This is a genomic window from Pseudomonas petrae (genome assembly GCF_021728295.1).
Taxonomy (GTDB): domain Bacteria; phylum Pseudomonadota; class Gammaproteobacteria; order Pseudomonadales; family Pseudomonadaceae; genus Aquipseudomonas; species Aquipseudomonas petrae.
This window is the reverse complement of sequence record NZ_JAKJXE010000001.1, coordinates 79,546-92,161: the sequence shown is the minus strand read 5'-3', so window position 1 is coordinate 92,161 and position 12,616 is coordinate 79,546. Positions and strand designations below refer to the sequence as shown.

Genomic DNA, 12,616 nt, shown 5'->3' with positions numbered 1-12,616 from the left:
GTAGCTATCCTGTGGCGGGCGGCCCTTGAGATGTAAGTTTGGCCAGTCGGCGCAGGTTCTGTACCGCAGCCGCTAACGTGAATTCATCGGTCGCGCCACTCATCCCTCGTAGACGCAAGCGATCCAGTTTCAAGATGCGCTTGAGGTGGGCGAACAACATTTCTACCTTCTTACGTTCGTGACGAAAGCGCACATATTCCGGCGTCTTCGCGATTCGCCGAGCCACATCGCGAGCCGCTTCATGAACACTGCGGGCGATCTTACGAACCGCAGTGTTCGGGCAGCACTTGGCTTTCATCGGACATGTCGCGCAGTCGGTTTGGCTGGATCGGAAGTTGATGGTGTTGGCTTTCGTCACGTGTGAGCGCAGGTTCTTGAAAGCTCGCCATTCGCTACGTAATGCCTTACCAGCAGGACAGCGATACTCCTCAGCGTCTTTGTTCCAGTGGAAGTCGCTGATCGAAAAGCTGTCGTCCTTGCGCTCTGTTTTATCCCACACCGGCACATGCGGCTCGATATCTTTCTCTTCCACCATCCAGGCCAACATCGGTGCTGTGCCGTAAGCGGTATCGCCGATTAAGCGATCCGGTTTGATGTCGAACAATTCTTCGACTCGATCAATCATCGTTTTGGTGCTCTCGACCTCGGCGGTTCGATGAGCTGATGTCGGCTCTACGTCCATGATCACGCCATGCTCGACATCAATCAGGTAGTTCGTGGAATAAGCGAAAAACGCTGGGCCACCCGGGGCCGCCGTCCAACGGGATAGAGGATCAGCCAGCGATAAACGCTTGGGAAGTGCTTCAGCCAGCGCCTCTTCATCGAGTGCTTCTAGGTACTCACGGACAGCACGAGTGCTCAGAGACGGGTCGCGCCAGTTAATCTGTTCATCGCCAGGCAGGCCGCGTTGCCGACTTGCGTCCGCCTTGATAATGCTGGCGTCCACGGCAAAGCCTTCGCCCTTTACCAGACCCGCGTCCATGCAGCGACGCAGCACCTCATTAAACAGCCAGCGAAACAGATCACTGTCCCGGAAACGGCCGTGTCGATTCTTGGAAAACGTCGAGTGATTGGGGACTTCATCCTCAAGGCTCAGCCGGCAGAACCAGCGATACGCCAGGTTCAAATGAGCCTCTTCGCATAACCGCCGTTCGGAGCGAATGCCATAGCAATAGCCCACGACCAGCATGCGGATCATCAACTCAGGATCAATCGAAGGACGCCCAATCGGGCTATAGAAATCGGCGAGATGGTGGCGCAGGTCGCTCAGATCGAGACACCGATCAATGCTGCGCAGCAGGTGATTTGTAGGGATGTGGTCTTCAAGGTTGAACGAGTAAAACAGCCGCTCCTGCCCACTCGATAACTGTCCCATCATGCTGCGTACTCTCCCGCTGGCCGATGAGAAGATTTTGCCGCAGGCCGAGCAGGAGATCTACTTTTTCAACAGAATCGGCCGAAAGCAGCCGATGCGGACATTCGTGTGTATCGACGCCTAGTCGCTGGGCGCGGTGATCAGGGTGTTGTCAGACACCGAAAATGCGTGAGTCCGAAGGGAATCGCAAAGTTCTGACAATAGCGCCAGAAATACATTGAAGGATGAGTCGGACCAACAGGTGCCGAATCTGAGTGATAAATGGATGGAAGGTCACTGGTTTTCCTGAAAGGCTTCCTTCAATAGTGAACGAATCATCCTTCGCGAATACACCGTGAATACACCCAGGCAACACCTGTTCCAGAGATCTGAGGACCGACGCTTCATCCCCGATTTCCAGCACTTCATCAACGTTTGTCAGATCATCAGTGCCAAGCTCCATCGGCTTCAAGATAATGATGTCGTAGCTCATGCGTATCCTGCGCCCCATCCAGTGCGTGTGTCTTATAATACCTGCGAAAAGGGGGATGCAGATGTTGTCATGTACCCAATGGCTTACCGGTTTCCGCTTGAGGGCGAGAGCAGTCGCGAATCCCAACTATCGACCCATAACGGTCTTTGACAGTCTGAAAATTTATGTAACCACGCGAAATCCGTTCGCAAATCCGTTGTAATACCTGAGATACCTTTATGCAGACTGCTCAAACCAGGCTACTCGCGCTTGCACTGATAGAGATCAGGACGTTGCTTGCAGATTATCTGGGCAGTGATATAGGCGCTCCAATGAGCGTCCGTGTTGCGGCCCATATGGCCTATTCGCTCCACAATGAGGCGGAGGCTGCATACAGCAACGCTGACTTCCAACTCGACTGTGCGGCCCAGAAAATAGCGGCAATTGATCAGATTCTTGGTGTTTCGGATGGCGCCGCATTGTTGAGTAGATTTGACGTCGGAGACAAAATCAATCCGGATAAAGCCCAACCTAGATGACCGCTTGTGGCCGATAGCCGCCTGAGGTGAGCACTATCCAGTACCATCATAGGGGGTCGAATCCTCCGCACTCTCGATACCACGCCCATTAGCGATGAAGTACCGCCAGGGCTTCGCTCTCGACCTCTTTGGTAGTAGGCGATGGACCGTCCAGCGATTGTTATATGCCTTGCCAGGCCTGGCCAATGCAGACGGCAAAAGGTGAACTACAGTGGAGGATCCAACCCGAACCATTAAAGGATTAACCCGTGAACACTAACGCCAGCACGTCAGTACTCACTCACACTGTCACCACCGGCGTCGGCACGGTCAGTGTCGATCTCACAGGGCAGCTGGATTACGCAGAAAGCGTATTGGTGAACAGCAATGGCCAGATCCTGGTAGGTGGCTATAGCCAGCACCTTGCCTGGGGTTACCCCGGAGCGCCAGGCGAGGAAAGTTATGGTTACGAGCTTGATCACTCTGTGGTGCGGCTCGACCCGAACGGTCGCCCGGACACCGCGTTCGGCGAGGGAGGCGTGGATGTGGTTCCGGCCAGCATAGATCTTGAGTGGGACTACGACATCATGGCTGTTCAGCCGGACGGGCGAGTGGTGGCCGCCCATTCGGTGGAGGGCGGCATACGGGTAGAGCGATTCAACAGTGACGGTACGCTCGACAGCACATTCGGCAAGGACGGCGCACAGACGATCGCTACAGACCTCTACGGCGGCATGGATCTCAAAGCCCAAGCTGATGGCACCGTGTATGTGAGCATTCGCGGCACCGGTCAGGTTGAGGTGACTAAACTGAGTAGCGACGGCGCTGTGATCACAGGCTTTGGTGACCAGGGGACGCTGGCATTGAACACCACATCCGACCTTGGGAGTGGTGATATTTCAACCAGTGTCCAGCCAGATGGCAGTGTTCTTCTCGGCGCGCTCTATATGGTCGAGGTTCCGCACGATTCGCCTACGGACATCCGCTTTGTTGACAAGTACGCGCTCCAGCGCTTTATGCCGGACGGTGAGCTGGACATTCGCTTTGGGGATCAGGGTAAACTCTACTTAGATACAGCCTTGGGTTTCAGAAGCGATTCTGAAGTGACCGTCCAAGTGGACGGTAAAATCATCGTAGTAGGCCACGACATCGCAAGCTCTGTGTCGAGTGTACTGCGGCTCAATGCCGACGGTTCCTTTGACACCAGCTTCGGCGAAAAGGGCATGGTCACTATCGGCGATAGCTCGCCGGACGCTGTCACGGTACAGGCAGATGGCAAAATCGTGGTCGCGGGCCTGCACAACCTCGACTTCAGTATCACGCGTCTCAATGCAGATGGCAGCCTCGATACCACCTTCGGCAGCCAGGACGGCAAGGTCCATATCGACGGTTACGTGGGGCAGGACATCCTGCGAGGCACAGAGGCCGCCGAACTCATTAACGGCTTTGCGGGCGACGATGTCTTGCAGGGCAATGGCGGGCAGGACGTGCTCACCGGCGGTGCCGGGGCGGATATATTCCGTTTCACTGACATAGCAGACAGCTACCGCACGAGCACCGGCCAGGCCAGTGACCGTATTCTGGATTTCGATGCCTCCCAGGACCGCATTGACCTGATCGGCCTTGGTTTTACTGGTCTTGGCAATGGCCACAATGGCACGCTCGCTGTGCAAACGAATGCAGAAGGTACCCGTACGTACTTGAAGAGTTACGATGCGGACGCCTCCGGACATCGCTTTGAGCTGGTGCTGGACGGCAACCTGGCCAGTCAGCTCAACAGCGATAATGTGGTGACGGCACGCCCTGTCATCGAGGGCACCTCGGGCGGGGATACCATTACCGGTTCGGCCCTGTCGGAAGTGATTAATGGCCTGGCTGGCAACGACCGCATCAACGGCGGGGCAGGGTCCGATATCTTGATTGGGGGGCAGGGCGCTGACCAACTCAATGGCGGTGACAGAGGCGATTTCTCGTACTGGGTCGATGACCATCAAGACGACGATATCTTCCGCTACCTGTCTACCGACGACAGCTACCGTACCGACTCGAAAAGCTTTGTCGACCTTATCATTGGGTTCGCAGGCCCTAGCGACAAGATCGATGTGTCGCAGTTGGGCTACACCGAATTCGGTGACGGCACAGGGACTACGTTAAAGATGGCCTACAACGGGGAGCTGGACCGTACTTACCTCAAGGATGTAGATGCGGATAACCAAGGCCACAGATTTGAAATTGCTTTGGCCGGTAACTGGCTCGATGTCTTGAACGAAGACAACATGGTATTCGCGCCCGTAGTGCCAGTGAAAGTGGTGGGGGCGGCAGCCACGCTGGACCCGAGCCATTACATTGCCTGATTGAGCACTGCTTCACTTGCACTGCGCTGCCTTGAGACGGCGTGGTGCATTTCACATTTCACATTTCACATTTCACATTTCGCGGGCCGCTAGGCCTGTTAGGACTGAAGCATCCAGAAAACTCACGTTATAGGTTGGTGGCTGCTGCCAGGATTGGCGTCGAGGAAGACATGGAGCAGCTTTTTTAGCAAGGCAGGAAAGGACATTGGGCCGACTGCCACCCAAGGCGACAGGCCGCTTTGGGTCGATAGCCGTCGGCCGTGGATGACCGCTTTCGACCGATTCTGTTGAAAAAGTCGGCCATGTTTTCCACCGTAGAAAAGTACGCGCTTGAGATTGAAATCTCTACATTTAGCAGAGGATTCCGGGCCCACATTTCGCGTAGCGGCGCCCAAAAAAGGAGTTTTCTGCGGTCAGTATGCGGGCGGTCTAGAGGAACCGACTTTTTCAACAGAATCGACCCATAGCTGACGGACAGCGGTATTTAAGAAAGCCGGGGGGCGGTTCAGTTTTCACAGACGAGATGAAAACTCCTGGAGTCGGTCGAACAGCCTGAACCCGACATAGTCAGGTTTACGCTTGTACAGCAACCGATAATAGCAATCCCAGTAGCTGATCATTCGGTCCCGTGTGGCCTGAAAATACTTCGGGTTGTCTCTGATGAAAGCGCCGTAAAGCACAGGGTCAAGCAGGGAGAAGTGGGATTCGCAGGTGTCGAGAACCTCGATCACATACTCGCCAGTGAGCTGAACAACGAATGGAACAACCCAGGGTTCGGAGACCGGGAGGATGCGCTCAAGTTGGCGCTGGCGCACATAGCCATTGTGGTGCCTGGTCAATAGGCAAGAGTACATAATGCTTAGCGTCCGGCTTAGAGACCTACCATCCTGCTCGCTGCCCTCGTGGTGGATTCGGTATGGAATGACCACACGATTTTTGTCTGCTGTGACCTCTATGCTTCGATGATCAGCAAATCGGGTATCGCCCATGACCAAGCTCAGACGAGCTGCCTCCAATTTTAGGTAGGGGGGAAAGGCGTTAGCGATTGATTTCGGCGTGGCTGAAGTTTGTAGCGTGACATCGCTTTCCATGGCGAACCTTTTTCTGCTGATTCAGCTTTTACGAAAAGTCTTTTATTTAGGATAACGACTCAGGCCGCGCCCGTCTGCTTTTGCCGTACCCAGCCGGTTAGGTTAACGCGTGCAATGATCCTTACCAATAACGGATGGGTGCATGAGCGCCTTTTTGGTAAGTAATTGACTGATCTCCTCTGGACGTAAATACACGCATCGTCGGCCGAAACTCGGCCGACGAAACTGCAGAAGTCCTCCATACCTTCCCGTAGAGTTCGAACGGCCGAGTCACATCGATCAAGCGGTAAGGCTTTTGGGGCACTTACTAAAGGAATAGAACGGATGTTTATACGCAACTTTGCGTTAGGTTTACTGATTCTGGGATTCAATATTTCAGCGGCACTGGCCGGGACTATTTGCACCATTGTCGCTGATGCTCAAAGCGGTGAGGTCCTGTTGGAAGAGGGTGATTGCAGCAGCCGAGTGACCCCCGCCTCGACATTCAAGATCGCGATAAGCCTGATGGGTTTCGACGCAGCTTTTTTGCAAGATGAACATTCTCCTACGTTGCCGTACCGCCCCGGTGATCCCGATTGGGGCGGAGCTGCCTGGCTGGAGCCGACGGATGCAGCCCGGTGGTTTCAGTATTCTGTGGTGTGGTTCTCTCAACGCGTGACTCATGCGTTTGGCGAGGCAGTGGTTAAGCGCTATGCGGAGTCATTCGATTATGGAGATACTGATCTGTCTGGTGATCCGGGGAAAAACAATGGCCTTGATCGTGCCTGGATCAGTTCTTCCTTGAAGATCTCCCCTCGCGAGCAGGTCACTTTTTTGGGGAGGCTGGTGAATCGTCAACTACCCGTGAGCCCACATGCGTTCGATATGACGAGTCGGATTTCGCAAATCGGCCAACGGCCAGACGGTTGGGATGTTCACGGTAAAACAGGCACAGCATTGGCCCGAGCTGGTCAGCTCGCTAGTGAAGTGATGAATGAAACGCAGCGTATCGGACGGCATTCGGCTTTTACCGTTATTGATCTGTCATTGACTAATGCCTGATGCGAAGAGTTCTGCGAGCGGCCTGACCCCCAGCCCATTGAAGGCCCATCTATTGACCAAGCCATCGCGGCGATGCGGCCAGCATTCAGTCCCGACACCTCGATCTAATGGCGCGACCAATTTCCAACAAGATTCAGCCCACAAGAGCTGTCGGCCAACCAACGCCTGCCAACTTAAAAGCGTCAACCCACCCGCCACAGAAACCAAAATCCTGCCCAATTGTGTGATCTCGCCCCTCCAGCATTCGTCATGAACCCTAACCCCTGCTGCCGTCAGGGGATCAACGCCAGGACCCTCCATGCAAACGCTGTTGAACGAGATTCTCGACGAAGTGCGTCCCTTGATCGGCCAGGGCAAGGTGGCTGATTACATTCCCGCGCTGGCCGATGTGCCGCCGCAGCAGTTGGGCATCGCGGTGTATGGCAACGATGGCACCTACTACTGCGCGGGCGATGCGCTGGAGCCGTTCTCGGTGCAGAGCATTTCCAAGGTGTTCAGCCTGGTTCAGGCGATTGGGCATTCCGGCGAAGCCATTTGGGAGCGCCTGGGTCATGAGCCGTCGGGCCAGCCGTTCAACTCGCTGGTGCAGCTGGAATTCGAGCGCGGGCGGCCGCGTAATCCTTTTATCAACGCCGGCGCTTTGGTGATCTGCGACATCAACCAGTCTCGATTTGCCGCACCGACATTATCGATGCGCGACTTCGTACGGCGCCTGTCGGGCAATCCCCAGGTGTTGATCGATGCCCGTGTGGCGGATTCCGAGTATCAATTCCGCGCACGCAATGCGGCCATGGCCTACTTGATGCAGTCGTTCGGCAATTTCCATAACGAGGTCGAGACCGTGCTGCGCAGTTATTTCAGTTGCTGCGCGCTCAAGATGAACTGCCTCGACCTGGCCCGGGCGTTTTGCTTTTTGGCGAACAACGGGTTCTGCAAGCACAGCGGTGAGCAAATCCTGACGCCGCGCCAGACCCAGCAAGTGAACTCGATCATGGCCACCAGCGGGCTGTATGACGAAGCCGGCAACTTCGCCTACCGCGTGGGGTTGCCGGGCAAGAGCGGGGTAGGGGGCGGAATCGTGGCGATCGTGCCGGGACAGTTCACCGTGTGCGTGTGGTCGCCGGAGCTGAATGCCGCAGGTAATTCGCTCGCGGGAATGGCGGCGCTGGAGTTGCTGAGTTCGCGGATTGGCTGGTCTGTTTTCTGAGAGTGGGGCGTCGTCGTTTCACATTTTGTGAAACATTCAAAAAAATCACCTGTGCGCGCATTGGTCGCTTTTCTGAAAAACCTGAATGGAGCCGTGTCGAGGGCGAAGGGTTACCCGATACAATGCCTTTTTTTGTCCCATCCATTTCGAACCAGCCTGCGGGAAAGAGATCCCGTGGCGCTGTCGGGAGAGCCGTTTGCCTACTGTTCCGGTCGATCCAAGCGGCGATGAGCGCCTGTCTCATGTGCTGAATGCCAGTGAGCGGCTGGTGATGGCGGAATCAGTGGACGAGGTCGTCGCCGTGCTCCGCGACGTAGCGCGTGCCACGGTCGGAGCGGACGGCGTTGCCATCGTTATTCAAAATGACGGGCGCTGCTCTTACATAGCGGAAGATGCGGTTTCTCCGCTCTGGGAAGGCCAGACTTTCCCGGCCGACCACTGCATTTCGGGGTGGGTCATGCGTCGCGGCGAGACGGTTTCGATCCCTGATGTCCGGCTCGATCCACGCATCCCGCAGGATGCCTATGCACCGACGTTCGTCCGCAGTCTGGTCATGGCGCCCATCGGTCGACCTGTTCCGGTCGCGGCGCTCGGCGCTTATTGGTCGCAGGTCCGCAGTCACGACGCTGACACAGTCAAACGCCTGGAAAGTCTGGCGCGGCTGGCAACCATCGCCATCGAAAACGCGCGCCTGACCCAGGCACGCAATCGGGGCGCAGCACTTGGAGCCGCCCAGAACCGTATTCTTGAACTGGCTGTTGAAGAAACGCCGCTGAATGTCGCGCTGGACGCGATCGTCCGCGAGGTGGAGGCGCTGTCGCCGTCCCGTTTCCTTGGCAGCATCCTGCTTCTGAACGAGGAGGGCAGTCAGCTGCAGCATTGCGCCGGACCTAGCCTGCCCCTTCCGTTCACCGATGCTGTCGAACGCATCAATGTCGGCGCAGCTGCAGGTTCTGGCAGTACCGTGGCGATTTCGAACCCGCGGGCGGCGGTGTCCGACATCGCGAACGACCCGCAGTGGGCCGAGTTCCGGGAGCTGGCCATCGGACACGGGCTGCACGTCTGCGGGTCCATTCCGATCCGGTCGGCACAGGGCGCCATGCTCGGCACTTTCGTCATGTATCACCCTGAGCTGCGCGAGCCGTTACCAGCGGATATCGAGATCGGCGATTTTGTGGTCAAAACGGTGGGACTGGTCGTGCACCGTGCGCGCGCCGAGGCCGCGATCCGCAGCAGCGAGGCGCGCTACCGCCAGATAGTCGAAGGCGCAGAGGACTTCGCGATCATCACCTTCGATGCGCGGGGCACGGTCACCGGTTGGAACATCGGCGCCCAGCGCGTGATCGGCTACCGCGCCGAGGAAGTCATGGGGCGCGAGGGCGATCTGTTCTACACCGATTCGGACCAGGTCGAGCGAGTGTTCCAGGGCGAGCTCGAACTCGCGATGGAGCAGGGGCGGGCCGTTAACGAACGCTGGCACGTTAATAAAAACGGTGCGCGCTTCTGGGGCTCCGGATTGATGATGCCCCTGGCCACGGATCAGGGCGGTTTTGTGAAAATCTTCCGCGACCGCACGGCCGAGCACTTGGCGGAAGCGGCGCTTCAAGAGAGCGCGGAGCGACTGAGCTTTTTTGATGATTTCGACAACCGCCTTTTCAACATCCGCCGGGCCGAAGACGCGATGCTCGCCGCGACCGAGTTGCTCGGGGGCAAGCTCAACGTGTCACGCTGCGCCTACGCCGATGTCGACGTTGACCATGACCGGTTCTGGATTCGCAGCGACTACAACGCGGCTGGCATCCAGAGTTCGGCCGGGACCTACAGCCTCGATCTTTTCGGCCCGCGGGCGGCGGCTGACATGCGCGAAGGCCGCACGCTGATCGTGCGCGACGTCGTCGCAGAGCTCGGTCCCAGCGAAGGCCTGGAGACCTTTCGCGGGATTGATATCGACGCGATCATTTGCTGCCCGCTGGTCAAGAATGGCCGGCTGACAGCCATGATGGCGGTTCATCAAAACAAGCCTCGCGACTGGTTGCCGTCGGAAGTCTTGCTCGTCAGGGAAGTCGTCGAGCGCTGCTGGGCGCATGTCGAGCGGGTGGGCGCCGAGATGCGCATGCGCGAAAGCGAAGAGCGTCTGCGCCTTGCCGTCGAACACGCGGACATCGGCTTCTGGGACGTCGACATTGTTCACGACACGCTGATCTGGCCGCCCAGAACCAAAGCAATGTTCGGCATCCAGGCTGACGTGCCGGTCACGATTCAAGATTTTTATGACGGCTTGCATCCCGAGGACCGGGACGCAACGATCGAGGCGTTCAAGGCGGCCATCGACCCTGAACGCCGCGCGCTTTATGACGTCGACTACCGCACCGTCGGCAGGGACGATGGCGTGATTCGCTGGGTGGCCGCCAAGGGGCGGGGCCTGTTCGACGCCGCCGGCCGCTGCCTGCGCGTCACCGGCACGGCGATCGAGGTGACCGCCCGCAAGGACGCCGAGGAGGGCCTGCGCGAACTCAATGCCACGCTTGAAGGACGGATTGCCATGGCCATCGCCGAGCGGGAAGAAGTCCAGGCTGCGCTGCGCCAGAGTCAGAAGATGGAAGCCATGGGTCAGCTGACCGGCGGCGTGGCCCATGACTTCAACAACCTGCTCACCCCGATCGTCGGCACCCTCGACATGCTCCAGCGCCGAGGCGTGGGCGGCGAACGTGAACAGCGGCTGATCTCCGGCGCCGTGCAATCAGCCGATCGTGCAAGGACGCTGGTGCAGCGGTTGCTTGCCTTCGCTCGCCGTCAGCCGTTGCAGCCGGTGTCGGTCGACGTGGCGAAGCTGGTGAACGGCATGGGCGATCTCGTCGCCAGCACCACCGGCCCGCAAATCCGCGTTGTCGTCGACGCGCCGCCTGATCTGCCAGCCGCAATGGCGGACCCGAACCAGCTCGAAATGGCGCTGCTGAATCTCTCCGTGAACGCGCGCGACGCCATGCTTGAAGGCGGGACGATGAGAATCTCTGCGAGCACCGAGTGGGTGTGCAAGGGGCACCGCTCCAGTCTGCCGACCGGCGACTATCTGTGCCTGTCCGTAGCGGACACCGGCATCGGCATGGATGCCTCCACGCTCGCCCGGGCGGTGGAACCGTTCTTTTCCACCAAGGGCGTCGGCAAAGGCACGGGGCTGGGTCTGTCGATGGTGCACGGCCTGGCGTCCCAGCTGAACGGTGCGCTGACGATTCAGAGCTCGCCGGGTCTGGGGACAAACGTGGAGCTTTGGCTGCCGCGCAGCATGACCGTGCCGGCCGCGGCGTCGCGTATCGACGAGGCCCCCGACCGACGCTCCCTGCGCGGGATCGCGCTGCTGGTCGACGATGAAGAACTGGTGCGCGCCAGCACGTCGTACATGCTGGCCGATCTGGGCTACCGCGTGATCGAAGCTTCGTCCGGCGAGGAAGCCTTGCAACTGCTGGGCACCGGGCAGCACGTCGATCTGATCGTCACGGACCACCTCATGCCGGGCATCAGTGGCACCGACCTGGCCAGACGGGTCCGAATCTCCCGGCCGGGGACGGCGATTTTGCTCGTCTCAGGGTATGCCGAACATGAAGGGCTCGATCCGGATTTGCCGCGCCTGACCAAACCGTTCCGCAAGAGCGAATTGGCGGCGAGTCTGTCGCAACTTGTCGGGAAACCCTAAGGCAGCGGCAGCGAGGTTAGTGGCGAATTTGCACCTCCCACGACCGTCCGAAACTTCAGCAACCCCTCACTTCTCTGCCATCATTCCCTTATCGCTTCAAACTGAGGGCATGCCATGTCTATCGGACAACTGAAGATCAATGCCATCCGCCTCGTCGGCGGGACCGCTGTACTGGATTACCTCAATACCTGTGACGGCCGTCGCCCGGGCACGGGGTTGCGGGAGGTCGTCGACAAGCTGAGCAACCTGGAGGACATCGTTCACTGGTTCCGCCATGCCGGGCTGATCGACGATGAGGAGCATCAGCACTTCGTCGCGCTGGTGGGGCGTTCTTCCTGGCACACCGTGACGGCGTTTCAGCAGTTGATCGATTTCCGTGAAGCGCTGTATCGATTGTTGCTGCCCATGGCGCTGGACCACGATCCTGATCCGGTCAGCCTCGATGCGTTGAGTCAGGCGCTGGCCGACAGTGCCGACCAGCGCCTGCTGGTGTTGACGCCAGCGGGTGTGATCTGGCGCTGGCGTGTCGGTGAAGACCTGGGCTCGATGACGGCCGGATTTATCGGTCGTCTCGCGGTTCAGGCGGCGGCGCTGCTCACCTCCTGCGATATGGCCCGGCTCAAGGCCTGCGCCACGCCGGACTGCGACTGGCTGTTTCTCGACACCTCGAAAAACGGTCGTCGTCGCTGGTGCCAGATGAATGTCTGCGGCGCGCGGGAAAAGGTCAAAAGGGCCATGGCCGAGTCCTGAGCGCAAGCAGTGGTGAAGCCTGCGGCAATTTGCGCCGTAACGCCGGCAAAAAGCCAGGGAACCTGCCACGTTCTCAAGCTTCTTATCTCTAGTTCACAAGTGTCGGGGCAGTTGCCGCGGCAGGACATGAGAGAGCAC

At 58.3% G+C, this 12,616-nt stretch carries 9 protein-coding genes; 6 read left to right on the top strand and 3 right to left on the bottom strand.

Going from position 1 to position 12,616, the window contains the following annotated elements; translation table 11 throughout:
* Positions 1-4 precede the first annotated feature (4 nt).
* Positions 5-1,378 (bottom strand): transposase, encoded by a 1,374-nt coding sequence (locus tag L4G42_RS00400; protein WP_237252208.1) that lies wholly within the window; start codon positions 1,376-1,378, stop codon positions 5-7.
* 148 nt (positions 1,379-1,526) lie between these two features.
* Complete coding sequence (locus L4G42_RS00395; protein ID WP_237252207.1) at positions 1,527-1,847, bottom strand: hypothetical protein; 321 nt, start codon at positions 1,845-1,847, stop codon at positions 1,527-1,529.
* A gap of 218 nt (positions 1,848-2,065) precedes the next feature.
* On the opposite strand from L4G42_RS00395, the gene L4G42_RS00390 reads away from it, so the two are divergent.
* Both L4G42_RS00390 and L4G42_RS00385 read left to right on the top strand, forming a co-directional pair.
* Positions 2,066-2,365 (top strand): hypothetical protein, encoded by a 300-nt coding sequence (locus tag L4G42_RS00390; RefSeq protein ID WP_237252206.1) that lies wholly within the window; start codon positions 2,066-2,068, stop codon positions 2,363-2,365.
* A gap of 248 nt (positions 2,366-2,613) precedes the next feature.
* A complete protein-coding gene (locus L4G42_RS00385) occupies positions 2,614-4,698 on the top strand; it encodes a calcium-binding protein (protein ID WP_237252205.1) in 2,085 nt (694 codons plus the stop codon).
* Between the two features lie 512 nt (positions 4,699-5,210).
* Here L4G42_RS00385 and L4G42_RS00380 read toward each other — a convergent pair.
* Positions 5,211-5,789: a hypothetical protein gene (locus L4G42_RS00380; protein WP_237252204.1), complete on the bottom strand. Its 579-nt coding sequence runs from the start codon at positions 5,787-5,789 to the stop codon at positions 5,211-5,213.
* Between the two features lie 324 nt (positions 5,790-6,113).
* Between L4G42_RS00380 and L4G42_RS00375 the strand changes: the two genes are divergently transcribed.
* The 4 genes from L4G42_RS00375 to L4G42_RS00360 all read left to right on the top strand — a co-directional run bounded on the left by L4G42_RS00375 (position 6,114) and on the right by L4G42_RS00360 (position 12,478).
* Positions 6,114-6,830 (top strand): penicillin-binding transpeptidase domain-containing protein, encoded by a 717-nt coding sequence (locus L4G42_RS00375; protein WP_237252203.1) that lies wholly within the window; start codon positions 6,114-6,116, stop codon positions 6,828-6,830.
* Positions 6,831-7,128: 298 nt separating this feature from the next.
* Complete coding sequence (gene glsB, locus L4G42_RS00370) at positions 7,129-8,037, top strand: glutaminase B (RefSeq protein WP_237252202.1); 909 nt, start codon at positions 7,129-7,131, stop codon at positions 8,035-8,037.
* A gap of 271 nt (positions 8,038-8,308) precedes the next feature.
* Positions 8,309-11,728 (top strand): PAS domain S-box protein, encoded by a 3,420-nt coding sequence (locus L4G42_RS00365; protein ID WP_237259187.1) that lies wholly within the window; start codon positions 8,309-8,311, stop codon positions 11,726-11,728.
* A gap of 114 nt (positions 11,729-11,842) precedes the next feature.
* Positions 11,843-12,478 (top strand): CGNR zinc finger domain-containing protein, encoded by a 636-nt coding sequence (locus L4G42_RS00360; RefSeq protein WP_237252201.1) that lies wholly within the window; start codon positions 11,843-11,845, stop codon positions 12,476-12,478.
* Positions 12,479-12,616: the final 138 nt, after the last annotated feature.

Excerpts from the sequence above, each read along its gene's own strand:
- L4G42_RS00400 (WP_237252208.1), bottom strand. The coding sequence starts at position 1,378 with ATGATGGGACAGTTATCGAGTGGGCAGGAGCGGCTGTTTTACTCGTTC.
- L4G42_RS00395 (WP_237252207.1), bottom strand. The coding sequence starts at position 1,847 with ATGAGCTACGACATCATTATCTTGAAGCCGATGGAGCTTGGCACTGAT.
- L4G42_RS00390 (WP_237252206.1), top strand. The coding sequence starts at position 2,066 with ATGCAGACTGCTCAAACCAGGCTACTCGCGCTTGCACTGATAGAGATC.
- L4G42_RS00380 (WP_237252204.1), bottom strand. The coding sequence starts at position 5,789 with ATGGAAAGCGATGTCACGCTACAAACTTCAGCCACGCCGAAATCAATC.
- L4G42_RS00375 (WP_237252203.1), top strand. The coding sequence starts at position 6,114 with ATGTTTATACGCAACTTTGCGTTAGGTTTACTGATTCTGGGATTCAAT.
- glsB (WP_237252202.1), top strand. The coding sequence starts at position 7,129 with ATGCAAACGCTGTTGAACGAGATTCTCGACGAAGTGCGTCCCTTGATC.
- L4G42_RS00365 (WP_237259187.1), top strand. The coding sequence starts at position 8,309 with ATGGCGGAATCAGTGGACGAGGTCGTCGCCGTGCTCCGCGACGTAGCG.
- L4G42_RS00360 (WP_237252201.1), top strand. The coding sequence starts at position 11,843 with ATGTCTATCGGACAACTGAAGATCAATGCCATCCGCCTCGTCGGCGGG.